At 68.1% G+C, this 26,295-nt stretch carries 23 protein-coding genes, 1 tRNA gene and 1 pseudogene; 9 read left to right on the forward strand and 16 right to left on the reverse strand.

All coding sequences use genetic code 11. The annotated features are described in order from the left end of the window. Positions 1–816, reverse strand: an 816-nt coding sequence (locus tag ER13_RS07855; protein ID WP_052004995.1) for a class I SAM-dependent methyltransferase, incomplete at its 3' end; no start/stop codon positions are given. Positions 817–906: 90 nt separating this feature from the next. Then, positions 907–1,725, reverse strand: coding sequence for a class I SAM-dependent methyltransferase (locus tag ER13_RS07860; RefSeq protein WP_035308178.1), 819 nt, complete (start codon positions 1,723–1,725; stop codon positions 907–909). Between the two features lie 257 nt (positions 1,726–1,982). On the opposite strand from ER13_RS07860, the gene ER13_RS07865 reads away from it, so the two are divergent. Then, positions 1,983–2,465 (forward strand): Hsp20 family protein, encoded by a 483-nt coding sequence (locus ER13_RS07865; RefSeq protein ID WP_035308211.1) that lies wholly within the window; start codon positions 1,983–1,985, stop codon positions 2,463–2,465. A gap of 52 nt (positions 2,466–2,517) precedes the next feature. Here ER13_RS07865 and ER13_RS07870 read toward each other — a convergent pair whose 3' ends face one another. After that, positions 2,518–3,006, reverse strand: a complete 489-nt coding sequence (locus tag ER13_RS07870) for an RNA pyrophosphohydrolase (protein ID WP_035308180.1) — start codon at positions 3,004–3,006, stop codon at positions 2,518–2,520. Next, on the reverse strand, positions 3,006–4,196 hold the full coding sequence (locus ER13_RS07875) for a divergent polysaccharide deacetylase family protein (protein ID WP_052004996.1): 1,191 nt from the start codon (positions 4,194–4,196) through the stop codon (positions 3,006–3,008). Before ER13_RS07875 ends, ER13_RS07870 begins: the two co-directional genes overlap by 1 nt. Before the next feature lie 171 nt (positions 4,197–4,367). Here ER13_RS07875 and ppc point away from each other — a divergent pair, with 171 nt between their 5' ends. Further along, positions 4,368–7,067 carry a phosphoenolpyruvate carboxylase gene (gene ppc, locus ER13_RS07880; RefSeq protein WP_368664387.1) on the forward strand — a complete coding sequence of 900 codons (2,700 nt, stop codon included), beginning with the start codon at positions 4,368–4,370 and terminating at the stop codon, positions 7,065–7,067. A 139-nt stretch (positions 7,068–7,206) separates the two neighbouring features. Further along, positions 7,207–7,545 (forward strand): UrcA family protein, encoded by a 339-nt coding sequence (locus ER13_RS07885; protein WP_035308186.1) that lies wholly within the window; start codon positions 7,207–7,209, stop codon positions 7,543–7,545. A 48-nt stretch (positions 7,546–7,593) separates the two neighbouring features. Here the strand turns inward: ER13_RS07885 and ER13_RS07890 are convergent, their stop codons facing one another. Both ER13_RS07890 and ER13_RS07895 read right to left on the reverse strand, forming a co-directional pair. Beyond that, a complete protein-coding gene (locus tag ER13_RS07890; RefSeq protein ID WP_035308188.1) occupies positions 7,594–8,559 on the reverse strand; it encodes a magnesium and cobalt transport protein CorA in 966 nt (321 codons plus the stop codon). Positions 8,560–8,689: 130 nt separating this feature from the next. After that, positions 8,690–10,873 carry a M3 family metallopeptidase gene (locus tag ER13_RS07895; protein ID WP_035308190.1) on the reverse strand — a complete coding sequence of 728 codons (2,184 nt, stop codon included), beginning with the start codon at positions 10,871–10,873 and terminating at the stop codon, positions 8,690–8,692. 128 nt (positions 10,874–11,001) lie between these two features. Here ER13_RS07895 and ER13_RS07900 point away from each other — a divergent pair, with 128 nt between their 5' ends. After that, positions 11,002–11,859 (forward strand): glutamate racemase, encoded by an 858-nt coding sequence (locus ER13_RS07900; RefSeq protein WP_008262261.1) that lies wholly within the window; start codon positions 11,002–11,004, stop codon positions 11,857–11,859. Positions 11,860–12,045: 186 nt separating this feature from the next. Here ER13_RS07900 and ER13_RS07905 read toward each other — a convergent pair whose 3' ends face one another. The 5 genes from ER13_RS07905 to argH form a co-directional block, all read right to left on the reverse strand. Next, positions 12,046–13,029 carry a cation diffusion facilitator family transporter gene (locus ER13_RS07905; protein ID WP_035308193.1) on the reverse strand — a complete coding sequence of 328 codons (984 nt, stop codon included), beginning with the start codon at positions 13,027–13,029 and terminating at the stop codon, positions 12,046–12,048. A 78-nt stretch (positions 13,030–13,107) separates the two neighbouring features. After that, positions 13,108–13,764: a hypothetical protein gene (locus tag ER13_RS07910; RefSeq protein WP_008262528.1), complete on the reverse strand. Its 657-nt coding sequence runs from the start codon at positions 13,762–13,764 to the stop codon at positions 13,108–13,110. Positions 13,765–13,813: 49 nt separating this feature from the next. Further along, complete coding sequence (gene lysA / locus ER13_RS07915) at positions 13,814–15,088, reverse strand: diaminopimelate decarboxylase (RefSeq protein ID WP_035308195.1); 1,275 nt, start codon at positions 15,086–15,088, stop codon at positions 13,814–13,816. A gap of 6 nt (positions 15,089–15,094) precedes the next feature. Continuing rightward, positions 15,095–15,325: a hypothetical protein gene (locus ER13_RS07920; RefSeq protein ID WP_008262007.1), complete on the reverse strand. Its 231-nt coding sequence runs from the start codon at positions 15,323–15,325 to the stop codon at positions 15,095–15,097. Beyond that, positions 15,322–16,758 carry an argininosuccinate lyase gene (gene argH / locus ER13_RS07925; RefSeq protein WP_197019746.1) on the reverse strand — a complete coding sequence of 479 codons (1,437 nt, stop codon included), beginning with the start codon at positions 16,756–16,758 and terminating at the stop codon, positions 15,322–15,324. The genes ER13_RS07920 and argH overlap by 4 nt, the downstream gene beginning before the upstream one ends. Here argH and ER13_RS07930 point away from each other — a divergent pair. After that, complete coding sequence (locus tag ER13_RS07930; protein WP_035308199.1) at positions 16,757–17,422, forward strand: TlpA disulfide reductase family protein; 666 nt, start codon at positions 16,757–16,759, stop codon at positions 17,420–17,422. The genes argH and ER13_RS07930 overlap by 2 nt on opposite strands. Positions 17,423–17,426: 4 nt before the next feature. On the opposite strand, the gene ER13_RS19000 is transcribed toward ER13_RS07930, so the two are convergent. From ER13_RS19000 to ER13_RS07940, 3 genes are all read right to left on the reverse strand, one after another. Continuing rightward, positions 17,427–17,567, reverse strand: coding sequence for a hypothetical protein (locus ER13_RS19000; protein WP_231492502.1), 141 nt, complete (start codon positions 17,565–17,567; stop codon positions 17,427–17,429). A gap of 168 nt (positions 17,568–17,735) precedes the next feature. Then, on the reverse strand, positions 17,736–17,906 hold the full coding sequence (locus tag ER13_RS18390; RefSeq protein WP_155988126.1) for a hypothetical protein: 171 nt from the start codon (positions 17,904–17,906) through the stop codon (positions 17,736–17,738). Positions 17,907–18,064: 158 nt separating this feature from the next. Continuing rightward, positions 18,065–18,141 (reverse strand) — tRNA-Met (locus ER13_RS07940). 220 nt (positions 18,142–18,361) lie between these two features. Between ER13_RS07940 and ER13_RS07945 the strand changes: the two genes are divergently transcribed. From ER13_RS07945 to ER13_RS07960, 4 genes are all read left to right on the forward strand, one after another. Further along, positions 18,362–19,597: a PQQ-dependent sugar dehydrogenase gene (locus tag ER13_RS07945; protein ID WP_035308201.1), complete on the forward strand. Its 1,236-nt coding sequence runs from the start codon at positions 18,362–18,364 to the stop codon at positions 19,595–19,597. A gap of 60 nt (positions 19,598–19,657) precedes the next feature. Then, positions 19,658–19,879, forward strand: coding sequence for a hypothetical protein (locus tag ER13_RS07950; RefSeq protein ID WP_035308203.1), 222 nt, complete (start codon positions 19,658–19,660; stop codon positions 19,877–19,879). A gap of 271 nt (positions 19,880–20,150) precedes the next feature. Continuing rightward, entirely contained in the window at positions 20,151–21,356 is a 1,206-nt protein-coding gene (locus tag ER13_RS07955) for an acetyl-CoA C-acetyltransferase (protein WP_008260643.1), read from the forward strand. A 16-nt stretch (positions 21,357–21,372) separates the two neighbouring features. Then, entirely contained in the window at positions 21,373–23,565 is a 2,193-nt protein-coding gene (locus tag ER13_RS07960) for a 3-hydroxyacyl-CoA dehydrogenase NAD-binding domain-containing protein (protein ID WP_035308205.1), read from the forward strand. A 583-nt stretch (positions 23,566–24,148) separates the two neighbouring features. Here ER13_RS07960 and recA read toward each other — a convergent pair. Together recA and ER13_RS18650 are read right to left on the reverse strand one after the other, a co-directional pair. Then, on the reverse strand, positions 24,149–25,228 hold the full coding sequence (gene recA / locus ER13_RS07965; RefSeq protein WP_008261712.1) for a recombinase RecA: 1,080 nt from the start codon (positions 25,226–25,228) through the stop codon (positions 24,149–24,151). A gap of 169 nt (positions 25,229–25,397) precedes the next feature. Further along, positions 25,398–26,295: pseudogene (locus ER13_RS18650) on the reverse strand (peptidase M20); the annotation flags it as partial.

The following is a 26,295-nucleotide window of genomic DNA, read 5'->3' on the forward strand; positions in this document are numbered from 1 at the left end:
GGGGGCGGTCAGGCGGGTCGGCGGCAGGGTGTCGACGCCGAACGGATGGTCCTTGGTGTCCTTCTCGTTGGCGTTGACCTCGGAGGCGGCGACGAAGACGAAGCCCGCCTCTGCCGCCAGCTGTCGGACGAAGGCCTCCTGGACATAGCCGTTGGCCGCCACCGGATCCTGGTCCTCTTCCGGGGCCAGACGGTGCTGTTCGACGCCCAGGACGCCGCCGGGCTTCAGGGCGGCGAAGGCGTCGGAGAAGGCCTTTTCGGCGATCCCGGCCGCCATCCAGCCGTGCAGGGTGCGCATGAACAGGCACAGGTCGGCCGTGCCCGCCGGAGCCACTGGGCCGGAGGCGGCGCCGAAGGTGGTGAACTGGGGCTCGCCATACAGTTTCTTGTCGGCGCTGAACCGGGTCTGGAAGGCGGCGTTCAGGGCGGCCTGGGCCGGATCGGCGGTCGGACCTTCGGGGAACAGGGCGGCGATATAGGTCCCCTGGCCCCGCGTCAGATAGGGGGCCAGGATTTCGGTGTACCAGCCGCTGCCGGGCCAGAATTCGACCACCGTCATGCGCGGTTGCAGCCCGAAGAAGCGCAGGGTCTCCATCGGATGGCGGAAGGCGTCGCGGGGCCGGTCCTGGGCGCGCCACGGCCCGGCGACGGCCCATTCCAGCGATCCTTCGGGCGGACCAGCAGGGGCGGGCGGCGCCTCGGGGGCCTCCTCCTTCTTGGGGCCGCAGCCGGCCACGGCGATCAGGGCCAGAGCCGCGGCGCCGGACAACAGGAACCGGCGCGACGGGTCGCTGGAAATCGCAGAAAGAGCAGCCATCAAAACACCCCCTCGGAACGCCGGGCCCCGTGTCCGGCAAACCTTGGTCGAACGGGCATAAGCAGGTTCGTGGCGCGGGTCAAAACCCGACTATTCCGGTTTGCGGAAACGCAGGGTCATGCGGTCGCTTTCGCCGACCGCATCGAAGGTCGCGCGCTGATCGGGGGTCAGGGCGGCCGAGCCGTCGCGGGCCTGGGACTGGCGCACCGGCGGCAGGGTCCAGACGCCGAACGGGTGGTCGTGGTCGTCCCTGGGATTGGCGTTCAGCTCGCTGCGGGCCTCCAGGACGAAGCCGGCGTCCTGGGCTTCGTGGATCACATAGCTTTCGGGCACATAGCCGGTCGAGGCGACGTCGGCGACGTTCAGGCCCTCGGCGCTGCGGTGCTGTTCTACGGCCAGGATCCCGCCGGGCTTCAGGGCGGCGTAGAAGGCCTTCAGATAGGGCTGGGTGCGGCCGTCGCGGGACCAGTTGTGGAAGGCGCGGGCCACCAGGATGAAGTCGGCCGAGCCGGCCTCGACCCCCATGCCCTCGAGCGGGCGACCGACTCCGACATAGCGACCGCCGGTCGCCGCCGCATAGGGCTCCAGGATATGCCGCCACCAGCTGGCGCCGCCCGGCTCGATCTCGACCACCGTCATGCCCGGCGTCAGGCCCCAGAAGGTCAGGGCCTCATAGGGGTGACGGGCGGCGTCGCGAGCCCGGTCGGCGGCGGGACGGGTCTGGGCGTCGACGGCGGCCTTCAGGGCCGTATCCTCCTCGAAGGTCGGCATGGCGCTGTACAGGGCCGAGCGCGGCGGCGTCCAGGCGCCTTCGGTCTGGGAGGGCGGCTGGGCCGGAGATTGGGCGGCGGCCATCGTCGGGGCGACGGTCGAGAGCAGGGCGGAGAGGCCGAGGGCGGCGAGACGCATGGGCGTGTTCCTTGATCCGGTTCGCCCCTCCTTACGGAGCATCGTGGCCGGCGCAAATGACGATCCCGAGACGCCGACGATTTGCCGCGTATTCCACCCCCTTGACGCCGGTTCGCCGCATCCCATTTCAGTGTCCGAGAGCGCCGGTTCCGGGCTCTCCAGACCGACGGCGCCGATTTCGGGTCGCCGGGCTGAACTCCTACCGTCCGGGCAAACCGCCGGGCGGCTCAACCTTGCTGATCCTCAGGAGGATGCTGATGCGTACCTATGATTTCACCCCGCTGTACCGTTCGGCCGTCGGTTTCGACCGTCTGGCCAATCTGCTGGAAACCGCCGCGCGGACCAGCCAGGACGGCGGCTATCCGCCCTATAATATCGAGACCACGGGCGAGAACGCCTATCGCATCGAGATCGCCGTCGCCGGATTCTCTCCCGACGAGCTGAATATCGAGGTGAAGGAAAACCTGCTGACCGTGACCGGCCGCAAGACCGCCAACGACGACGCCGAGGCGCAGAAGACCTATCTGCACCGCGGCCTGGCCGAGCGCGATTTCGAGCGCCGCTTCCAGCTGGCCGACTATGTGGTCGTGAGCGAGGCCAATCTGGTCAACGGCCTGTTGTCGATTTCGCTGAAGCGCGAACTGCCGGAAGCGCTCAAGCCCCGCCGCATCGAGATCGGCGCCGGCCAGCCCCTGATCGAGGGCAAGGCCCAGACCAAGGTGGAAGACAAGGCGGCCTGATCCGCCTTCGGACCCGAGACTATGGAAGGGCGGCGTTCGCGCCGCCCTTTTTCTATGCCGACTTTTGGGCCGCCAGATGCGCGAAGGCGGCGACCACCTGTTCATAGGCCGGGCGTTTGAACGGCACGATCAGTTCGCAGGCCTCGGACAGGGCGCCCCAGCGCCAGGCGTCGAACTCGATCTCGTCGTCGGCTTGCAGGTCGATCTCGCTGTCCTGTCCGGTGAAGCGGAAGGCGAACCACTGCTGGCGCTGACCCACGAAACCGCGCCAGGCCTTGGGGTTGTTCATCGCCTCGGGCGGGAAGTCGTACAGGATCCAGTCGTCGGTCCGCGCCAGGAATTCGACAGAGGTCACCCCCGTCTCCTCGCGCAGTTCGCGCAGGGCGGCGGCCAGCAGATCCTCGCCCTCGTCCACCCCGCCCTGCGGAAACTGCCAGTTATGCGGGCCGGGCGTGGCGTGGCGCCGTCCGTACCAGACCCGGCCTTCGGCGTTGAAAAGCACGACCCCGACATTGGGGCGGTACAGACTGAGGTCGGTCATTACCGGCCGGACCGCAGGGTCATGGCCGAGGCGGGCGCCAGCTGCAGACCGCGCTGTTCCAGACCGGCGGTCCAGCGGGCGGCGGCCTCGACCGTCACCGGATAGGAGAAGCCGGTCCCCAGGGCCGAGCCGCGCAGCTTGGCCTGGGCTTCCAGACTGTTCAGGGCGGCGATGATGGCGGCGGGGGACTGGGTCTGATCGATCACCTTGTCGGCGCTGGCGCGGGCCCAGGCGCCGGGACGGCGCTGGAACGAACCGTCGTCCAGGAAGGCGATCCCGCGCTGGCGCAGGGTCGACAGGAAGGCGCTCATTCCCGTGTCCGAGGTGGCGAACCGGTCGCCCAGATAGTTGGTCACGCCGAAATAGCCGACAGCGCGGCCCAGCAGCCAGTCCATCTTGGCCTGGACGTCGTCCGGGGTTCCGCTGGCCAGCAGCGTATAGGGGCCGGGGTCGTTGTCGGGATAGCCGGTGGGCTCCATCGGCATTTCCAGCATGACCTCGTGGCCCTGGGCGCGGGCCTGGTCGATCCAGGACTGGAGATTGTCGGCATAGGGCACGAAGCTGAGCGTCACCTCGGGGGGCAGGCGTTCGATGGCCGCGCGGGTGGTGACGGCGTTCAGCCCCAGGCCGCCGACGATCAGCGCCACGCGCGGCTTGCCGTTCGAGCGGAACGGACGGGCATAGGCCTGAGCCGGAACGCGGCCGTCGGGCGCGATCATCGGCAGGGGGCCGCTGGGACCGGGTTGCGACAGGCCGGCGATCGGGGCCTTGGCCAGCGGAGACGCCGCCTGGACGGGGGCGCTATAGCTGGCCCCGCCCGCGACGGTGGCGCCGTCCGGCAGGGTGATCACGGCCTCGCCGCCTGCGGCGCCGCTGGGGTCCCCGGTTCCGGTCAGGTCCTGATACAGGCCCATGGCCCCCATGGAGAAGGCCTCGAACCCGGTCGGGGCCGGGGCGGGCGCGGCCTCTTCACGATGCAGGGCGATCCGGGCTGAAGGCGTGCCGGCGCGCGGGTCGCCGAGGACGGTCAGAAACAGGGCCGTCGCGGACAGCAGGAAGAGGCCGGAAAGCCCCGCGATCACCGGCGGCTTCTTCAGCGCGGCGACGACGGGTTTCAGGCTCGGCTTTCCACGCGCCGCGGGCGGAGAACCGGCGGCGGCGGCGAGGGCGGACTGGCGTTTGGCGAACATGGACACGGGGCGGAATCCTTCACGCCCAGTCTTGCATCGCGCCGGTTAAGAAACCCTAACGGCGGGTTCACCATGACCTTTCCTATCGCGACCTGTCATGGAACGTGCGTTGACGGCGGCGTTTCGGCTCTTTCACATGCCGGTCTCCCCGCTGCCGACTAGGACATGCCGATGATGACCCCCGCCGCCGACGACGCCCTGCGTGAAGAAGTCCGACTGCTGGGCGGCATTCTGGGCGAGGTCATTCGTCAGGAAGGCGGCCAGGATCTGTTCGATCATGTCGAGGCGGTGCGCCAGGCCTCGGTCGCCTATCACCGCGACCCGGCCTCGCATCCGGCCAAGCGGCTGGAGAAGCTGTTGACCGCCATGACGGTGGATCAGGCCGCCGGCCTGGCCCACGGCTTCGCCCTGTTCTCCCTGCTGGCCAATATCGCCGAGGATCGCGCCACCCGTCGTCGCGCCCAGGACCAGGTCGTGGCCGGCGCCCGTCCCGATACGCCCGAAGGCGCCCTGCAACGGCTGGCCGAACAGAAGGTGGACAAGGCGGCGGTGCGCGCCCTGCTGGACGAGGCCCTGGTCTCGCCGGTCCTGACCGCCCACCCGTCCGAGGTGCGGCGCAAGAGCGTCATCGACCGGATCGCCGCCGTCAGCGACATGCTGGCCGCCTGCGACAAGGCCGGCGACGCCTGTTCCGCCGCCCAGATCAACCAACCGCTGCGCCGCCAGATCGTCATCCTGTGGGCCACGCGTCTGGTCCGCACCCAGGGACTGGTGGTGCAGGACGAGATCGACACCGTCGTCTCCTTCCTGGACCGCATCTTCCTGCGCGTCGCGCCGAAGCAGTTGTCGGCCTGGCGGCGCCTGCTGGACGCCCCGGACCTTCAGCCCTTCATGCGGGTCGGCACCTGGGTCGGCGGCGATCGGGACGGCAATCCGAACGTCGACGGCGCCGTGCTGGCCGCCGCCTTCCGCACCCAGTCCCGCGCCGTCCTGGGCTATTACCTGGAAGAGGTTCACGCCCTGGGCGCCGAGCTCAGTCTGGCGGCCGAACTGGCCCAGGTCTCGCCGGAACTGGCCGTCTTGGCGGACGCCGCCCACGACCCGTCCCCCCATCGCGCCGACGAACCCTATCGACGCGCCCTGACCGGCGTCTACGGTCGCCTGGCCGCCACCTATGAGGCGCGGGGCGCAAGCCCGCCGCCCCGCCGCGCCGTTGTCGCCGCCGAGCCCTACCCCGGCCCCGACGCCTTCGAGGCCGATCTGAAGATCATGCGCGACAGCCTGATGGCGTATAATGGCGAGGTCTTCGCCGACGACCGGCTCAGCGACCTGGTCACCGCCGTCGAGATCTTCGGCTTTCACATGGCGACCCTGGACCTGCGCCAGAACTCGGACGTCCACGAACGGGTCGTCGCCGACCTGCTGAAGACGGCCGGGGTCTGCGCCGACTATTCCGGTCTGGACGAAGAGGGGCGGCTTTCGGTGCTCGCCGCGGAACTGGCCTCGCCGCGCCTGTTGTTCAGCCCCTATGCCGACTACGCCGCCGAAACCCTGAAGGAGCGCGGCATTCTTCAGGCCGCCGCCGAGGCCCTGGCCGCCTTCGGCCCCCAGGCGATCCGCACCCATATCGTCTCCAAGACCGACGCGGCCTCGGACCTGCTGGAGGTCTATCTGCTGCTCAAGGAGGTCGGCCTCTATCGCCCCGAGGATCCCGCCGCCTGCCCGATCCAGGCCGCCCCCCTGTTCGAGACCATCGAAGACCTGCGCGCCTCGCGTCCGACGCTGGAGCGCCTGCTGAAGGAGCCGTCCGCCCTGGCCGTCGCCAAGGCGCGCGGCGTTCAGGAAGTGATGATCGGCTATTCGGACTCCAACAAGGACGGCTCGTATCTGACGTCCGGCTGGGAGCTGCACGAGGCCTCGCGCGCCCTGGTCGAGGTGACCAAGGCCGCCGGCCTGAAGCTGCAGCTGTTCCACGGGCGCGGCGGCACGGTCGGGCGCGGCGGGGGTTCGTCCTTCGCCGGGGTGCTGGCCCAGCCGGAAGGCACGGTTCAGGGCCGCATCCGCACCACCGAACAGGGCGAGGTCATCGCCAACAAATACGGCGAGCCCGAGATCGCCCTGCGCAACCTCGACGCCCTGACCTGCGGCGCCGTCCTGGCCTCGCTGGACCAGGGCAAGGATCACGTGTTCACCGCCGACCACGGCGCCACCCTGTCGGACCTGTCCGCCCGGTCGATGGCCGCCTATCGCAAGCTGGTCTATGAGACCGACGGCTTCGTCGACTATTACCGCGCCGCCACCCCCATCGCCGAGATCGCCGATCTGAAGATCGGCTCGCGCCCGTCATCGCGCACCGCCTCGACCCGGATCGAGGATCTGCGCGCCATTCCCTGGGTGTTCAGCTGGTCGCAGAGCCGGGTCATGCTGCCCGGCTGGTTCGGTTTCGGTTCGGCCGTCCAGGGCCAGGACATGGCCGAACTGAAGGCCATGGCCGAGGTCTGGCCCTTCTTCCGCACCCTGGTCCAGAACATGGAAATGGTCATGGCCAAGTCGGACATGACGGTCGCCCGCCGTTACGCCACCCTGGTGCCCGATCCGGCGCTGGCGGCGCGCATCTATGGCGAGATCCGCGACGAGTGGCAGAGAACCCACGACGCCGTCCTGGCCATCACCGGCCATGACAGGCTGCTGGGCGGCCAGCCCGAGCTGGATCGGCTGATCCGGCTGCGGATGCCCTATGTCGAGCCGCTGAACCATGTGCAGATCGAACTGATCCGCCGCCGCCGCGCCGGGGATGAAGACCCCCGTGTTCGCGAGGGGATTCTGCTGGCGATCAACGGCGTGGCGGCAGGGCTGCGCAACAGCGGCTGATTACAGCCGCAACCATGACGACGATTTAATCCGCCTGTCTTGGATCGGCGGCTGAACCCTCATTGAGCTGTTACACAACACGCGTATTGCGCCTTCGTCGCCGTTTCGAGCGATTATCTTTCTCTTTAGGAGCAAAGCGATGAAGGTTCTCTCCCCCGTTCTCTTCGCCGTCGCCGTCCTGTCCGTGTCCCCCGCCCTGGCCCAAAGCGATGACGCGCGGATCGCCTTCCGCGATCTGGACCTGTCCTCGGCCGCCGGCGCCGCCGCCTTCGACGGCCGCATCGACCAGGCCGCCGCAGACCTGTGCCGCAACTTCACCGTTACGGGCAGCCGGATCGTTCGCAGCCACGCCTGCCGCTCGGCCGTTCGCGCCGAGGCGATGCGCCAACTGCCGCGTTCGCGCCAGGTCGACTACGCCCGCGCCCCGCGCGACGCCCGTCAGGTCGCCCAGGTCGTCGGCCTGTTCGCCAACAGCTGATCCAAGACCGGCGAAGGGCGCCCGTCGCCCTTCGCCGCATCGGCCGGCCTACAGCCACTTCGTGCGTTTGAAGGTGATGTAGAGGCCGACGCAGACCGCGACGATCAGACCCATCACGGCCGCGTAGCCGTAACGCCAGTGCAGTTCGGGCATGAACTCGAAGTTCATGCCGTAGATGCCGGCGATGGCCGTCGGCACGGCCAGCAGCGCCGCCCATGAGGCCAGCTTGCGGGTGATCACCCCCTGCCGCTGCTGTTCCAGCAGATTGGCGACCTCGAACACCGAGGCCAGGATGTCCGTCAGCCCGTTCAACCGGCTGTTCACCCGACGCACATGGTCGGCGATGTCGCGGAAATAGGGTCGGATGTCCGGGTCGATACAGGGCAGGTCCAGCGACTGCAGCCGACCCGCCACCTCCTCCATCGGCCCCAGGATGCGCCGGAACTTCAGCAGTTCGCGGCGCAGGGTGAACAGGCGGCGGATCTCGCGCCGCGACAGGAAGGCCTCCAGCGCGCGCTGCTCCAGCTCCAGCACGCTGTCCTCGGCTCCGTCGACGATCGGCACATAGGCGTCGGCGATGAAGTCCAGCACCCCGTGCAGGACGAAGTCGGGACCGGCGCGAAGCTGTTCGGGGGAGGCCTCCAGCTGGGCGCGCAGGGCCGTGTGCGACCGGGCCGAGCCGTGGCGAATGCTGATAACGTGGTCCGTGCCGACGAAGACGTGGGTCTCGCCATAGCGGATGACGTCGTCCACCTTTTCGGCGGTGCGGGCGACGACGAACAGTTCGTGGCCATAGACTTCGACCTTGGGCATCTGGTGGGCCGACAGGGCGTCCTCGACCGCCAGGGGGTGAAGGTGGAACCGCTTCACCAGGACATCGAACTCGGCGTCGGTCGGCTCGTGCAGGCCGATCCAGACGAATTCGCCGGGTTTCATCGTCAGGCCCTTTTCCGTCAGCGGCGCCGCCCGTACGCGCTTGCCGTCACGATAGACGTAGGAGGCGACGACGGACATGCGGGCTCTTCTCTCGGCGGATTCTGATCCTGATCTAGGCCAGGTCGCGCCCAAACGAAACGGCCGGCGGATCGCTCCGCCGGCCGTTCGCTCATTCAGTCCAACTCGGCCGAAGGCCGACAGGCCAGGATCAGGACACCGGGAAGCCGCGGACCTTCAGCAGGGCCGCCACGTCCGGGGCGCGACCGCGGAAGGCGCGATAGGCTTCGGCCCGGTCGGTAGTGTTGCCCGGCGCCAGCATGATCGACTTGAACCGGCCCGCGATGTCCGGATTGAAGACGTCGCCCGACTCCTCGAAATAGGCCCAGGTGTCGGCGTCCATCGTCTCGGACCACAGGTAGCTGTAGTAGCCGGCCGAATAGGCGTCGGACGTGAACAGGTGATTGAACTGCGGCAGGCGGTGCCGCATCACGATCTCCCTGGGCATGCCGATGCGCGCCAGGCTGGCCTTCTCGAAGGCGTCGATGTCGGTCGGCGGCGTGGTTTGCGTGTGCAGGTCCATGTCGACGATGGCGGACGACAGGTAGCTAACCGTCGCATAGCCCTGGTTGAAGGTGGACGAGGCCTGGATCTTGTCGACCAGGGCCTGGGGCATGGCCTCGCCGGTCTGATAGTGTTTCAGATAGCCGTCCAGGATCGGCCGGCTCAGCACCCAGTGCTCGTGGACCTGCGACGGATATTCGACGAAGTCGCGCGGCGTATTGCCGAACGACGGATAGGTCACGTTCGACGAGAAGTAGTGCAGGGTGTGGCCGAACTCGTGGAACAGGGTCTCGGCGTCGTCCAGCGAGATAAGCACCGGCTCGCCGGGCTCGGGCTTGGTGAAGTTGTTGTTGTTCGAGCCCAGGATCACCTTCGATCCGTCTAGCGTCGAGAAGGACCGGTAGGTGGTCATCCAGGCGCCCGAACGCTTGCCCGGACGGGCGTAGTCGTCGGTGTAGTAGAGGCCGATCAGCTTGCCGGTGGCCTTGTCGTGCAGTTCATAGACCTCGACGTCCGGCTCGAAGGTCGGGACCGAACCCTTGGGCAGTTTGGTGAACTTGAAGCCGTACAGACGTTCGGCCATGGCGAAGGAGCCAGCGCGGACGGCGTTCAGTTCGAAGTACGGCTTCAGCTGGTTCTGATCCAGGTCGTACTTGGCCTTGCGCACCTTCTCGGCGAAGTAGAGGTAGTCCCACGGCTCGATGTCGAAACCGGCGATCGCCTTCATGTCGGCGACCTCCTCGGCCACGCGGGCCTTGGCGGGAGCCCAGACGCGGTCCATCAGGTTCTGCGCATTGGCCGGGGTCTTGGCCATGGTGTCCTGCATCCGCAGTTCGGCATGGTTGCGATAGCCCAGCAGCTTGGCCCGCTGATCGCGCAGCTTCACGATCTCGGCGATGGTCGCATTGGTGTCGTTGGCGTCGCCGTTGTCGCCGCGATTGACGAACTTCTTCCAGACCTGCTCGCGCAGGGCCCGGTCGTCGGCGAAGGTCAGGAAGGGATCGACGGCCGAACGGGTGTTCAGAATGGCCCAGCCCTGGAGATTGCGGCTGCGCGCGGCCGAGGCGGCGGCGGCCTTGTTCGAGGCGGGCAGGCCGGCCAGGCCGGCTTCGTTGGTGATCAGGGTCCAGGCGTTCTCGTCGGCCACCACCTTCTGGCCGAAACGGGTGAAGGCGTTGGACAGGGCGGTGTTGATCCGGCCCAGCTCGGCCTTGCCGGCCGCGTCCAGATTGGCGCCCGAACGGATGAAGGCGTCGCGACGACGCTCGGCCAGACGCTTCTGCTGGGCGCTCAGGCCCATGGCGTCGGCGTTGTCGGCGACGGTCTTGACGCGCTGGAACAGGGCCGCGTTGAAGGTGATCTCGTCCGAGGCCGCCGACAGGATGGGCGACAGTTCGGTGTCGACCGCGTCATAGGCCTCGCCGCCGATATTGGAGGTCATGACGCCATAGAGGTTGGACGCCCGGTCCAGCGGCTCACCGGCCAGCTCCAGCGCCGCCATGGTGTTGGCGAAGGTCGGGGCCTCCGGGTTGTTCGCGATGGCGGCGATGTCGGCGCGTTGCAGCTCGATGCCTTCCAGCATGGCCTCGCGCAGCTTGGCCGGGGTCACCTTGTCGAACGGCGGCAGGCCGTCATACGAACCGGTCCACGGCTGCAGCAGTTCGGCCTTGGGCGTCGCGGCCGGCAGGACGGCGCGGGCGATGCGGCCTTCTTCAGCCAGGTCCATGGCGGTCGGCGCGCCGGCGGCGGGCGTAGCGCCGGATCCGGTGGAGGCGCAGGCCGAGAGGGCCATCAGGCTGCCGCCCGCGATGAGAAGCTGGCGTCTGTGCATGGAATGCTCCGTGGAAAAATCATGTCGGTGTCACACTTAGGCGCACCGGACCGGATCGTCACCTGTCCCGCCCGTTAAAGGCCCGTAATCTTGTTGGATCGATCGTCGCACTGTTCTAAAGCCCGGATATGGCTATTGGCGTTTTCGACTCCGGCGTGGGCGGCCTGACCGTCCATCGCGAACTGACCCGGCGCTTTCCGCAGCGCGACTTCGTCTATCTGGCCGACCAGGCCCACGCGCCCTATGGCGGGCGCGGCGGCGAGGACATCGTCGAACTGACCAGGGCGGGGTGCGAGCGGCTGTTCGAGGCCGGCGCCTCGGTCGTGGTCCTGGCCTGCAACACCGCCAGCGCCATCGCCCTGCGCCGTCTGCAGCAGACCTGGATCCCCGGCCTGCGCGAACGGCTGGGCCGGCCGGTCAATGTGCTGGGCATCATCGTGCCGACCATCGAGGCCGCGACCGGCAAGCCCTGGAGCTTCGAGGCGGAGCGCGCCGCAGAAGGGGATAAGGTCGAGGCGATCGCTGTCACCGGCGTCTTCTGCACCGCCGCCACCGCCATCAGCCGCGTCTTCGAGATCGAGATCGACAAGCGGCGCGAGGACATCGCCGTCTTCTCCGAACCCTGCCCCGGCCTGGCGGGCCTGATCGAGCTGGGCGCCCCGCGCGAGGAGTTGAAGGTTGTGGTGGACGACCACGTCGACGCCCTGCGCCGCCGCATCGGCCGCCACCCGGACAAGGCCATCCTGGGCTGCACCCACTATGAGATCATCGCCGAACTGTTCGCCTCGGCCCTGCCGGCGGGCACGGTGCTGATCAACCAGCCGACCGCCGTGGCCGATGCGCTGGAGCGGTATTTCGCGCGGCACCCCGAATTCGAACTGGGCGACAGCGGCCGCCGCGACTTCCTGACGACGGGCCAGGCCGGTCCGCAGTCGGAAATGGTGTCGCAATTCTGGGGCGCGCCGCTGGCGTTCGCCCAGGCGTAGGGGCGGACACGGCGCCGACGCGGTGCTCCGCCACCGCACGTCATCCTAGGCCTTGTGCCTAGGATCCATACTCCCGGTGTCGGACTATGAGGCGCAGACTTTGCCGCTCTTCGCTATGCGGCGGGTCCTGAGTCTATGGATCCTAGGCACAAGGCCTAGGATGACGGTTGTGGGGGTGGGTGGAACTCAACACCCCGGACAGTCCGGCAGGGCCTCGCTCTCGAGCTGAAGCGTCGTGTGGCGGATCGAATGGCGTTTCGCCAGCGCCTGAGCCTCCATCAGCAGGGCGACGCCGTCCTCGCGGTCATGGACCAGATGGGCCGTCAGGGCGGTCTCGGTCGTGGACAGGCCCCAGACGTGCAGGTCGTGGACCGCGCGCACACCCGGCAGCCCCATCAGCGCCTTTTCCAGCTTGGCGACGTCCACGTCGGCGGGCGCCCCGTCCATGGCCAGATTGACCGAGTCCTTCAGCAAGCCCCAGGTCGACCACAGGATCACGGCGACGATGACCAGGCTGACGATCGGATCGACCAGGGACCAGCCGGTCAGCATGATCAGCCCGCCGGCCGCCACCACCCCCAGCGACACGCCGGCGTCGGCCATCATGTGCAGATAGGCGCCCCGCGCGTTCAGGTCGTGCTGGGACTTCATGAACAGCAGGGCGGTGCCCAGATTGATGACGAAGCCGATGGCCGCCACCGTCATGATCACGCCCGAGCCGACCGGCGCGGGTTCTGCAAAACGCCGCACGGCCTCGAAGGCGATGGCCCCACAGGCGAAGATCAGCAGCAGGGCGTTGCCCAGGGCCGCCAGCACCGTCGCCTTGCCGAAGCCGTAGGTGCGCCGGCCGCCCGCCGCCCCGTGCGCCCCGCGCCGCGCCAGCCAGGCCGCGCCGCCCGCCATGGCCAGGCCCAGGACATCCGACAGATTATGCCCGGCGTCGGCCAGCAAGGCGGTCGAATCCGCGATCAGGCCCGCGCCGAACTCGCAGAAGACGAAGGCCAGATTGACCACCAGGCCGACGGCGTAGCGCCAGTCGCCGGTGTCCACCGGTCCATGGGCGTGCCCATGCCCATGATGATGGTGGTGATGGCCATGCGAAGAGTCATGGCCGTGATCATCATGATCGTGCCCATGATCGGAATGGTCGTGTTCAAGCGAGACGTTCATGGCTCCGCCTATACGCCTTTTGCGCCAACGGCCAAGCTGGTACTTGATAACGCATTGAATGTTATCATGTAATATCCATCAATGCGGCTGGAGAACGATCACCAGCCCCAGGGCGATCAGGGCCACGCCCAGCACCGCCCCTTCATAGCGCGCCCACCGCTCCATCCGCAGGATCGACGCGCCCGCGCTGGCCAAGCCCGTGAACACCGCCATGCCGGCGATGGTGCCGACGGCGAAGACCAGGGTCAGCAGAGCCAGGGCCGCCAGGCCCTGGGAGGCCGAAGACAGATAGATGGGCAGCAGCACCTCGCCCGGCGACACCGCCATCATGGCGACCAGGCCCAGGAAGGCGGCCTTGTCGGACACGGCCGGCGGCGCGGCCTCCATCGTCGGGCCGCCGGCCGTTGCGGGCCGCAACACCGTGGCGCGCGCCAGATAGAAGGCGCCGAACAGGAACAGCAGCACCGCCGCCAGATGAGGCAGGAGCCCCTCGACCCACTGATCCAGCGCCAGGCCCGCCGCCACGATCAGGCCGCCGACCACCGCCGTCGAGGCGATATGGGCCAGGCCCGCCGCCGTTACGGCCAGCAGCACGCGCGACGCCCGCCAGCCCTGCGCCCGACCCACCAGGGTGAAGGGCAGCCAATGGGTCGGCAGGGCGGCGTGCAGGAAGGCCGCGACGAAGCCGCCCCCGAGCAGGGACAGCAACACGGACGGTTCGGAGACGGGCGACATGGGCGGGCCTATACTCCGTTACTTTATAACGGTCGAGACCAATTCCACCTTACAGCCAGTCGGCGAAGGGTTCCCGGTCCAGCATGTCTTCATAGGTGGGGCGCGGCCGAATGACGGCCCACTGGTCGCCGTCGACCAGAACCTCAGGGACCAGGGGGCGGCTGTTGTATTCGCTGGCCATGACGGCCCCATAGGCGCCGGCCCCGGTGAAGACCACCAGATCCTCGGCCTCCAGCGGCGGCAGGCTGCGGTCGCGCGCAAAGGTGTCGCCCGTCTCGCAGACCGGCCCCACCACGTCATGAGACAGGGCGGCGCCGGGACGGGGATTGACCGGCTTGATGTCGTGGAAGGCGTCGTACAGGGCCGGGCGCATCAGGTCGTTCATCGCCGCGTCCAGCACCAGGAAGCGCCGCCCGTCCGAGCGTTCGTTGACCTGGATCACCTGGCTGAGCAGCACCCCGGCGTTTGCGGCCAGCAGACGCCCCGGCTCGAACGCCGCCTCGACGTCCAGCCCGGACAGGACCCGCGCGGCCATGGCCACATAGTCGGCCGGCGAGGGCGGTTCGACGCCGCCCGAATAGGGCACGCCCAGGCCGCCGCCCAGGTCCAGCCGCGTCACCGCATGCCCCTGGGCCCGCAGATCTCGGGTCATCTGGGCCAGCACCGTGAAGGCGGCCTCCAGCGGGGCCAGGTCGGTGATCTGGCTGCCGATATGACAGGCCAGACCCACAGGCGTGACATGGGGCGAGGCCGAGGCGCGGGCGTACAGGACCATCGCCTCCTCGACCGGCACGCCGAACTTGTCGCCCTTGCCGCCCGTGGTGATCTTGGCGTGGCCGCCCGCCCCGACGTTGGGATTGACCCGCACGGCCACGGCGGGCGACGCCTGCATCAGGGCGGCGACCGCGATCAGCCGATCCAGCTCGGCGCCGGATTCGATATTGATCTGGCGCACGCCGACGCCGATGGCGAACACCATCTCCACATCGGTCTTGCCGACGCCGGAGAAGATGATCCGGTCCGCCGGAATTCCCGCCGCCAGGGCGCGACGGATCTCGCCCTCGGACACCGTATCGGCGCCCGAGCCCAACTTGGCCAGGGTCGCCAGCACCGACAGGTTGGAGTTGGCCTTGACCGCAAAGGCGATCAGGGCCTCGCCCAGGGCCTCGCGATGGGCGTCGGCGGCGGCGCGCAACAGGCCGTAGTGCCGCTTCAGCGTCGCGGTGGAATAGACATAGACGGGCGTCCCCACCTCGTCGGCGATGATCTCGAGCGGGACGCCTTCGGCGTACAGGGCGCCGTCCTTCAGGTCGAAATGATGCAAGGCGGCCTAGCGGGGATCGTTCTGGGCGGCGCCGGCGCCGATCGGATTGGAGGGACCGCCGTCGATCGGCACGCTGCTGGACGGGCGGTTCAGGGTCGCCGGTTCGGGCAGGCCGGGGGCGCGGCTGCTGCGCGGCGCGCGCTCGGTCTCGCGCGCCGGCGATTCCAGATCGGCCATGCGTCCGCAGCCGGCGGCCGACAGGGCGAGCAGGCCCGCGAGGATCAGGGTCTTCTTCATAGGCGGGCTCTCCAGTCGGCGATGCGCGCACGGACCTGTTCCGGCGCGGTGCCGCCATAGCTCTGACGGCTCTGGCACGAAGCCTCGGCGGTCAGCACCTTGTAAACCGCTTCCGTGATCCCCGGCTCGAGTTTCTGCATTTCCGTCAGCGGCAGTTGCGACAGGTCCACGCCCATCGCCTCGGCCTGTTTCACCGCCGCGCCCGTCACATGGTGCGCCTTGCGGAAAGGCAGGTTCAGTTCACGCACCAGCCAGTCGGCCAGGTCGGTCGCGGTCGAGAAGCCGGCGCCGGCCGCCGCCGCCATCCGTTCGGTATTGGGCCGCAGGGCCGAGACCATGGCCGTCATGGCGACCAGGGCCAGGTCCAGGGCGTCGAACGCCTCGAACACCGGCGGCTTATCCTCCTGCATGTCCTTGGAATAGGCCAGGGGCAGGCCCTTCATCACGGTGGACAGGGCGACCAGCGAGCCCAGGATCCGGCCGGTCTTGGCCCGGACCAGTTCGGCGGCGTCTGGATTGCGCTTCTGCGGCATGATCGACGACCCGGTCGTCAGGTCGTCCGGCAGGCTGGCGAAACCGAACATCGGCGTCATCCAGACCACGATCTCTTCGGCCAGGCGCGACAGGTGTCCCGCCGTGATCGAGGCCGCGGCCAGGCTTTCCAGCGCGAAATCGCGGTCGGACACCGCGTCCAGCGAATTGGCCATCGGCCGGTCGAAGCCCAGTTCGGCCGCCGTCATGTGGCGGTCGATCGGGAAGGGCGAGCCGGCCAGGGCGGCGGCGCCCAGCGGGCTTTCGTTCATCCGCGTCCGGGCGTCGGCGAACCGGCCGGCGTCGCGGCCGAACATCTCGACATAGGCCATCAGATGGTGGCCCAGGGTCACGGGCTGGGCGGTCTGCAGATGGGTGAAGCCCGGCATCAGATCGTCGGCGTGCTGTTCGGCCCGGTCCAGCAGGGCGGCCTGAAGCGCTTTCAGCTGGGCGATGGTGCGGTCGGCGGCGTCGCGAACCCACAGGCGGAAATCGACGGCCACCTGGTCGTTGCGGCTGCGCGCGGTGTGCAGCCGGCCCGAGGGTTCGCCGATCAGTTCCGACAGCCGGGCCTCCACATTCATGTGGATGTCCTCGAACTGGTCGCGGAAGGGGAAGGTCCCGCCGACGATCTCGGCCTCGATGGCGTCCAGCCCGCCCAGGATGGCTTCGGCGTCGGCCGGCTGGATAACGCCTTGCTTGGCCAGCATCCGGCAATGGGCGCGCGATCCGGCCAGATCCTGACGCCACAGCCGCTGGTCCACGCCGATGGAGACGTTGATCGCCTGCATGATCTCGGCGGGGCGCGACGAAAAGCGACCGCCCCACATGTCTTGACCTGCGGGCTTGGCCGGGGCCTTAGAAGCACTGGCTTGGGCGGTATCGGAGGCGGCGTCTGTCATGAGTGGCTCGAGAAAGGCGATCTGGGCGGTCGTCGGCGCGCTCGTGCTGTTCAGCACGCTCGCCGGCGCCGGCGGCTTGGCGATGTCGCTATACGCCAATCATCGGCAGAAGGCGCAACCCCAGACGACACCCGTCGCGAAAAGCGATCTGGCCCGGTTCGCCGTCGGGCCGCTGGCGTCGCTGGAGACGCCGTCCGAACTGAAGACCGCGCCGGAATACATGTTCCGCGACCGCAACGGCACGGCGGTGCGGTTCTCGACCTTCGAGGGCAAGGTGGTGGTGGTCAATCTGTGGGCCATGTGGTGCGCCCCGTGCCGCACCGAAATGCCGACCCTGGCCCAGTTGGCCCGGTCCTATCAGCGCAACGAGGATCTGATCGTCCTGCCGATCAATGTCGACGCCTCGCCCGACGCCCCGGCCGACGCCAAGAGCTTCATCGACGTTCACGAGCCCCTGCCGCTGTACAGCGACATCAAATTCCAGCTGCCGTTCGAGTTTCCGGGCAAGGGCAAGATGCCCCAGACCATCTTCCTGGATCGCGAAGGCCGCATCCGCGCGACCTTCTCGGGCGAGGCCGACTGGAACAGCCCCGAGGCCCACGCCCTGATCGACGCCCTGCTGGCGGAGGGCGCGCCCCCGGTCGGGGCGACGCCGCCCGCCTGAGGCGTCAGTTGTCGGCCGGCACGCGCTGGTCGGTGTTCGGGTTGACGGCGCCGGGCCTGCCCTCGGCGGCGGCCTCGGCCTGGTTTTCCTCCAGCTCGTCGGCGACATTGCCGGCGCCGGTTTCGACCGCCTGGGCGGCCTTCATAGCGCCGGATTCGATGACTTCGCCCGCCCGCGCGGCTGCGTCCGCCGTATTGTCAGCGGCGGCCTCGGCCTGGGCTTCGGTGTTTTCCTGCTCGGCCTCGGTGCAGGCGGCGGCGCTCGGGGGCCGGCGGCCGGTTGCGCGAACACGGATACTTCTCGACTAGAACGGTCACCTGCCGTTGATCGCCAAGACGACAGCGGCGAGTAAAAGCGGCAATGCAATCAACAGCATCAGCGCACTCGCCCCATCCAAATCCAGAATATGTCGCAACAACAAGGACACGCAGAGGCATGCCATGCCCACAAGATTGACGGCGACGCTCAGCTTTACAGGCTTCATCATTTCTTCCCCGTTGAATGCGCAACACTGTGTCGCGGCGCGGCCCTTCAGGAACTGACAATGCCTCCTGGACGTGAACCGCCGCAACCTCAGCCGCACCAACGGGTTCGGGCAGCGCTCACCTCGGTCGAGCTGCGAGCGACATGATTTCAAGGAGGTGGTGACTGGAGGCGGGATCGAACCGCCGACCTGTGGGTTATGAATCCACCGCTCTAACCATCTGAGCTACCCAGTCGCATCCCGTCTCCGGGCGTCCGCGCGACCTGGGGCCAGCGCGAAAGAGGCGTGCCTATATCGCCGTCGGGCGCGCGGTTCAAGTCGTCTCGACGCAGATCGTGCGGCGATGCGGCGCAGGACAGGCCTCGGCGGGAACGGTAACGCTGAAGGGGTCGTTGCCTATGTCAGCCCCCAGTCGTCCCAGATCCCCTCAAGACCTTGCCGGAGCTTCCCCCGCCATGCGCCTGATCGTCCTCGCCACCTCGACCTCCCTGCTCGTCCTCGCCGCCGCCTGCGGCGCCAACGGCGAGAGCGCTCCGGCCTCAAGCCAGGCGGGCGCGGCGCTGGAGACCCGGCCGGCCAACAACCCCGACCAGCAGCCCGCCTTCCCCGGTCAGACCCGGGCGCCGGGGGTGAAGACCGACGTCGCCCTGAGCCACAGCGTCGTCGCCTCGGGCCTGACGCATCCGTGGGGCCTGGCCCTGATGCCTGACGGGCGCTGGCTGGTGACGGAAAAGCCCGGTCGGCTGCGCATCATCACCGCCCAGGGCCAGGTCGGCGAACCGGTCCAGGGCCTGCCCCGCGTCGATGCACGCGGCCAGGGCGGCCTGCTGGACGTTATCACAAGCCCCGGATTCGGCCAGGACCGGCTGATCTACTGGAGCTATGCGGAGCCTCGGGATGGCGGCAACGCCACCTCGGTCGCCCGGGGTCGCCTGTCCAACGACGGGGCGCGGGTGGAGGACGTCCAGGTCATCTTCCGCGCCCTGCCCGTCTATGACGGCGACAAGCATTTCGGCTCGTCCCTGGCGTTCGCATCGGACGGCAAGCTCTTCATCACCCTGGGCGAACGCTCCGACAGGCCGATGCGGGCGCAGGCCCAGGACCTGGGCTCGCACATGGGCAAGACCATCCGGATCAACGCCGACGGCTCCGTGCCCCAGGACAATCCCTTCGTCGGCCGTGAGGGCGCCCTGCCCGAGATCTGGAGCCTGGGCCATCGCAACGTCCAGGGGATCGCCGTCCAGCCCGGCACGGGCGCAGTCTGGACCATTGAGCACGGCACGCGCGGCGGCGACGAGGTCAACCTGGACAAATCGGGCCTGAACTATGGCTGGCCTGACGCGGCCTATGGCGTGGAATACGCGGGCGGACAGATCACGGGCGGCAATACGCAGGCGCAGGGCACGGAGCAGCCGGTCTATTACTGGGATCCGGTCATCGCGCCGGGCGGGGCGGCCTTCTATCAGGGCCCCATGTTCCCCGGCTGGGACGGCGATCTGCTGGTGGCCGGTCTGAAGGAGAAACATATCGCCCGGCTGGTGATCGAAAATGACCGCGTCGTCGGCGAGGAGCGGCTGCTGACCGACCTGGGTGAACGCGTCCGGGACGTGGCCGTGGGACCGGACGGCGCGGTCTGGGCCATCACCGACGAGGACGACGGCAAGCTGGTCAGGCTGGCGGTCGCGCAGTAGTCTGGCTGCGCCGGGGGGCAGGACCGGAACGCCGACGCGTTTCGGAAGACAGGAGACACCATGCGCACCCTCTTCTTCGCCATCCTGATGACTGCACCACTGATGACCGCCTGCGCCTCGACCGGCCAGGCGAACACCTATCAGGAAGACCTCAAGCGGCTCGAGGCCGCATGCACCGAGCGTCAGGGCATTCTGACCCCGACCGGCCTGCAAAGCGGCCGACCCGAGACCGAATACGCCTGCCGCATCACGGGCGGCGCTAGCCGCATTCCGCCGCGCTGACGGGCCACCGGAGCCGGCCCGACCCGCGCAACCGTGACGGTCGCGGCCGGCTTAGTGCGCGCCTTAATGTCTGGCGCGACCTCCGACCTACCCCCATCTGGATTTGTGCGGCCCCGTCGCCGCGGCCGTTCACGCGGCTTATTACTTGACGTTGACGTAAACGTAGGGTTCTTGGCGTTCGAGCTTAGACCCGTCCTTTCCCCGACCGTCGCGCGACGCCCAATCCCCATCGGGCGCCGCGCGCAGGGGCCAAAAATGGAGACTCACGCCCATGGCTGACGCCTATATCTACGACGCCGTCCGCACCCCGCGCGGCAAGGGCAAGAAGGACGGCTCGCTGCACGAGATCACCGGCCTCAGCCTGGCGACCCAGGTTCTGGAGGCCCTGCGCGACCGCAACGACCTGGACACCTCCAAGGTCGACGACGTCATCCTGGGCTGCGTCACCCCTGTGGGCGAACTGGGCGCCGACATCGCCCGCACGGCGGTGCTCTCGGCCGGCTGGTCGCAATATACCGCTGGGGTTCAGGTCAACCGTTTCTGCGCCTCGGGCCTGGAAGCCGTGAACATGGCCACGGCCAAGGTGAAGTCCGGCGAGGCCGACTTCGCCGTCGGCGGGGGGGTCGAGGCCATGAGCCGCGTGCCCATGGGTTCGGACATGGGCGCCTGGCCGACCGATCCGTCGTCGGCCTTCCCCACCTATTTCGTGCCGCAGGGCGTGTCGGCCGACATGATCGCGACCAAATACGGCTTCAGCCGCGACGACGTGGACGCCTATTCGGTCGAGAGCCACAAGCGCGCCGCCCAGGCCTGGGCCGAGGGCCGGTTCAAGAACTCGGTTCTGGCGGTCAAGGACCAGCTGGGCCTGACCATCCTGGACCGTGACGAGACCATTCGTCCGAACACGGACATGCAGACCCTGGGCGGCCTGAACCCCTCCTTCGCCATGATGGGCGAAATGGCCTTCGACAGCGTGATCAACCAGCGCTACCCCGAGGTCGAGCGCGTCAACCACGTCCATACCCCCGGCAACTCGTCCGGCATCGTCGATGGTTCGGCCGGCGTGCTGATCGGTTCGCTGGAAGCCGGCCAGGCCCTGGGCCTGAAGCCGCGCGCCAAGATCCTGGGCGGCGCCTCGATCGGCTCGGAGCCGTCGATCATGCTGACCGGCCCGGAATATGTGACCCGCAAACTGCTGGGCAAGCTGGGCATGACGCCCGACGACATCGACGTGTGGGAGCTGAACGAGGCCTTCGCCGCCGTCGTGCTTCGCTACATGCAGGCCCTGAACATCGACCACGCCAAGATGAATGTGAACGGCGGCGGCATCTCGATGGGCCACCCCCTGGGCGCCACCGGCGCCATGATCACCGGCATCGCCCTGGACGAGCTGGAACGCTCGAACAAGTCGACGGCCCTGATCACCCTGTGCATCGGCGGCGGCATGGGCACCGCCACCGTCATCGAACGCGTCTGATCCGGAGCGAATGACTATGGAAAACTTCAAGATCGACATCGACGCCGACGGCATCGCCGTCATCGCCTTCGACGTGCCGGGCCGTTCGATGAACACCCTGACCTCTTCGGTGATGAAGGAAATCCCCGAGCTGGTCGAACGCATCAAGACCGACGAGTCCATCAAGGGCGCCGTCATCACCTCCGGCAAGGCCTCGGGCTTCTGCGCCGGCGCGGACCTGGGCGACATGGCCGGCGGCGTCCTGTCGGGCGGCGGCGACCTGCAGAAGGCTTTCGACGCCGGCTGGAAGCTGAACGGGGCCTTCCGCGCGCTGGAAACCTGCGGCAAGCCTGTGGCGGCGGCGATCAACGGCCTGGCCCTGGGCGGCGGACTGGAGTTCACCCTCGCCTGCCACTATCGCGTGGTCGAGAACGACAACAAGATCCAGCTGGGCCTGCCCGAGATCAAGGTCGGCCTCTTCCCCGGCGGCGGCGGCACCCAGCGCCTGACCCGCCTGGTCGGCGTCCAGAACGCCATGATGGCGATGAGCGAAGGCAAGTCCTTCCGCCCCAACGACGCCAAGGGCGCCGGCATCGTCCATGAGGTCGTCGAAAAGGGCCAGTCGGTCGAGGTCGCCAAGACCTGGATCAAGAACGGCGGCAAGGCCGTGCAGCCGTGGGACGACAAGTCGTTCAAACTGCCCGGCGGCGGCCCCTATCACCCGGCCGGCATCCAGAACTTCATGGTCGGCAACGCCATGCTGCGCAAACAGTCCTACGGTAACTATCCGGCCGTGGTGAACCTGATGAAGGCCGTCTACGAAGGAACCCAGGTTCCGATGGATGCGGCCCTGCGGATCGAGACCCGCTATTTCATCAAGACCCTGATGACGCCCCAGGCCCAGGCCATGATCCGCAGCCTGTTCCTGTCCAAGCAGGAACTGGACAAGGGCGCCGTGCGTCCGGCCGACGTGCCCAAGTCCGATCCGAAGAAGGTCTCGGTCCTCGGCGCCGGCATGATGGGCGCGGGCATCGCCTATGTGCAGGTCATGGCCGGGATCGAGACGGTGCTGATCGACCAGACCCAGGAAGCCGCCGACAAGGGCAAGGCCCATGTCGAGGAACTGCTGAAGAAGCGTCTGTCGCGTGGTCAGATGACTCAGGACAAGTTTGACGCCACCCTGGCCCTGGTCACGGCGACGACCGACTATGACCACATCAAGGGTTCGGACCTGGTGGTCGAGGCCGTGTTCGAAAGCCGCGAGATCAAGGCCGACGTCACCAAGCGCGCCGAGGCCCAACTGGCCGAGGGTGCCGTGTTTGGCTCCAACACCTCGACCCTGCCGATCACCGGCCTGGCCGAGGCCTCGGTTCGGCCCGAGGACTTCATCGGCATCCACTTCTTCTCGCCCGTCGACAAGATGATGCTGGTCGAGATCATCCTGGGCGAGAAGACGGGTCAGGCCGCCATCGCCAAGGCGCTGGACTATGTGCTGAAGATCAAGAAGACGCCGATCGTCGTCAACGACAGCCGCGGCTTCTACACCTCGCGCTGCTTCTCCACCTTCCTGATGGAAGGCATGGCGATGCTGGAAGAAGGCTACGGCCCGGCCCTGATCGACAACGTCGGACGCATGACCGGCATGCCGCGCGGCCCGCTGGAGATGCACGACGACGTCGCCCTGGACCTGTCCTACAAGATCGCCAAACAGACGGCGCTGGACCTGGGCGACAAATATGTCCCGTCGGAAGGCGCCGACATCGTCGCCAAGATGGTCGAGGGCGGACGCTACGGCCGCAAGAACGGCAAGGGCTTCTATGACTATGATCAGAAGCCCAAGACGATCTGGAAGGGACTGAGCGACCTGGCGCCGACCACCAAGGGCATCGACAAGCCCGAGGAGGCGACCGCCTTTGCCCAGATCGACGAGCTGAAGACCCGCCTGCTGTATCGCCAGGCGGTCGAGGTCGCCCGCTGCTGGGAAGAGGGCGTCATCGACGACCCGCGCGAAGCCGACCTGGGCGCCATCCTGGGCTGGGGCTTCGCGCCCTGGACCGGCGGCCCCATCAGCATGATCGACGGCATCGGCCTGGCCCAGTTCGTCGAGACGGCGGACCGCCTGGCCGCCACCTATGGCGACCGGTTCAAGGTCCCGCAGCTGCTGCGCGACATGGCGGCCAAGAACGAGACCTTCTACGGCAAGTTCGCCCCGGAGAAGGCCGCCGCCTGATCGGTTGCGGACATCGTAGAACGACGGAACGGGCGGCCTTCGGGTCGCCCGTTTTGGTTAGATAGCCACGCAGCAACCCATACGCGTGTCATGTTCACGCGATATGATGCGGTCAATCCAAACGTTCACTGGCCACCATGTTTGCTGTTCAATTCATCCTATCGATCGCCACCCTGATGGCCACCATGACCTTGTTTCCCCTGGCTGGACGCCTGGAGGCTGACGCAAGGCGACATGGAAATAGACTTCAACCGCCCTCGTCCCTGGCCAGTTACGAGCGTGGTCGTCTCGTCATTTACTGGATCCTGGGTCGGGCGCCGTCTCCAGACGTGCCGGTCGGGAGCAAGGCTGCGGTCTGGCTGGCGCGCGCCTTAATCGTCGCCAACAGCCTTGTCGGACTATTTGGCCGGTATCTCGCCCAATGACGGCATAAATCCACGCTCGGCCGCCTGGGCCTGGCGGATATGGTGATCCCAAAAAAGACCCGCCCGACACGAGGTCGGACGGGTCGCTCCGCCGTCCCTCGCGGGGTCGGTGGCGGGTCGCTTGGGGCGACGGAGTGTCTAGGAAGGCGAGACGGTCGTCAGCCTTCGAGATCCTGGCCTTCGTCCGGCTCGGGCGTGCCCAGCAGTTCGTCGGCGATCTTGCTGGTCGAGGCCCGCACCGCCTTCTCGATCGAGGCGGCGATGTCGGGGTTCTGTTTCAGGAATTCGCGCACATTCTCGCGGCCCTGACCGATCCGGGTCGAGTCATAGCTGAACCAGCTGCCCGACTTCTCGATCACCCCGGCCTTGACGCCCAGGTCGATGATCTCACCCAGTTTGGAGATGCCCTCGCCGTACATGATGTCGAAGATGACCTCGCGGAACGGCGGGGCGACCTTGTTCTTGACCACCTTGACCCGGGTGGTGTTGCCGACCACCTCATCGCGGTTCTTGATCGCGCCGGTGCGGCGGATGTCCAGACGCACCGAGGCGTAGAACTTCAGCGCATTGCCGCCTGTCGTCGTCTCGGGCGAGCCGTACATGACGCCGATCTTGTGACGGATCTGGTTGATGAACAGGACGATGCAGTTCGACTTGGAGATCGAGGCGGTCAGCTTGCGCAGCGCCTGGCTCATCAGACGCGCCTGAAGGCCGGGCAGGCTGTCGCCCATCTCGCCCTCGATCTCGGCGCGCGGGGTCAGGGCGGCGACGGAGTCGACGACCACGATGTCCACAGCGCCGGAGCGCACCAGGGTGTCGACGATCTCGAGCGCCTGTTCGCCGGTGTCCGGCTGGGACACCAGCAGATCATCCAGGTTCACGCCCAGCTTCTGGGCATAGCCGGGGTCCAGCGCGTGTTCGGCGTCGACGAAGGCGGCGGTGCCGCCGGCCTTCTGAACCTCGGCCACGGTGTGCAGGGCCAGGGTCGTCTTGCCCGAGGATTCAGGGCCGAACACTTCGATCACCCGCCCGCGCGGCAGGCCGCCGATGCCCAGGGCCATATCCAGGCCCAGGGATCCGGTGGACACCGAGGGGATCACGTCGGCGACCCCGCCCTTGCCCAGTTTCATCACCGAGCCCTTGCCGAAGGCGCGATCGATCTGAGCGATCGCCGCCTCCAGGGCCCGTTGCTTGTCGCCGTCTTCCTTGCCCACCAGTTTCAAAGCCGCCTGTGCCATTGCCTTCGTCTCCCTTGCCATGATTCCCGTCAGAAGCTTGGGAGAGACCCGCCATGGACCCGCCCCCGTTTTTGTGAGGCCGACTATGTGCACGGTTTGTTCCAGTTCACAAGATGTTCTCATCCGGAACCGATGAGAACATCCGAATCCTACGTCCGATTTTGACGGATCAAGGAACGGCGACCGGCGCCTCAGCGGCCGGCTCGGCATGGCGGGCCGCCAGGGACAGGCCGCAGCCCAGGATCAGCATGGCCGCCGCCAGCCCGGCCAGGGTGTGGCGCGCGCTTCCCCCACCCGGGGCCAAGGGCCGGGCCAGGGCGACGATCAGCACGGCGATCAGGCCCAGCGCGCCTGGCTGGTCCATCCCCACGCCCAGGAAGACGAAATGGCCCAGCCCCGCCAGCCAGCCGCCGACGACCCCGGTGGCAACCGCCGCGGGCGCCAGGGCGGCCCACCGCTCCAGCCGCGCCCCGATCCCCGCCGCCAAGGCCGCTGCGCCGGCCGCCGCCAACCCGGTCCAGACGAACAGCAAGGCCGCCTCGGGCGCCAAGGCCTGAACCAGCCCGCCCAGGATCAGCACCAGGACGACGGCCCCCAGCCAGCCGCCCCAGACCGTCTCGTCCTCGCCGCCAGGCCACAGGCTCAGACCCACGGCGACCAGGGCCGCACCCAGCACCACCGGATCGAACCCGCCCAGGCCCGTGGCCAGAACCGCCGCCGCGGCGATCACACACGCCAGCAGACGCCGCCCGATCAGGGCCCGCCCCGCCAGCAGGGCGAACATCACCCCCAGCACGGCCAAGCCTACGCCCGCCTCCATCCAGGGCAGGCGGCGCAGCAGGACATAATAGGTCTCGGCCGACTCGATCCGGCCGCCGACCGGCCCGGCCAGAACCCGCACCGCCTGGGCCACGACGATCCCGGCGGCCAGCAGCCAGACGCCCCCGCTCAGCCCCTTGCCGAACTGACGCAAGGTCAGGCCCGTGGCGTGACGCGCGCCCCAGGCGGCGAAACCGGTCAACAGAAAGGCCAGACCCAGCAGCCCCCACCCCGTCCCCGGCCCGTGC

Origin of the sequence: Brevundimonas sp. EAKA (assembly GCF_000698025.1) — a bacterium.
Classification (GTDB): Bacteria; Pseudomonadota; Alphaproteobacteria; order Caulobacterales; family Caulobacteraceae; genus Brevundimonas; species Brevundimonas mediterranea_A.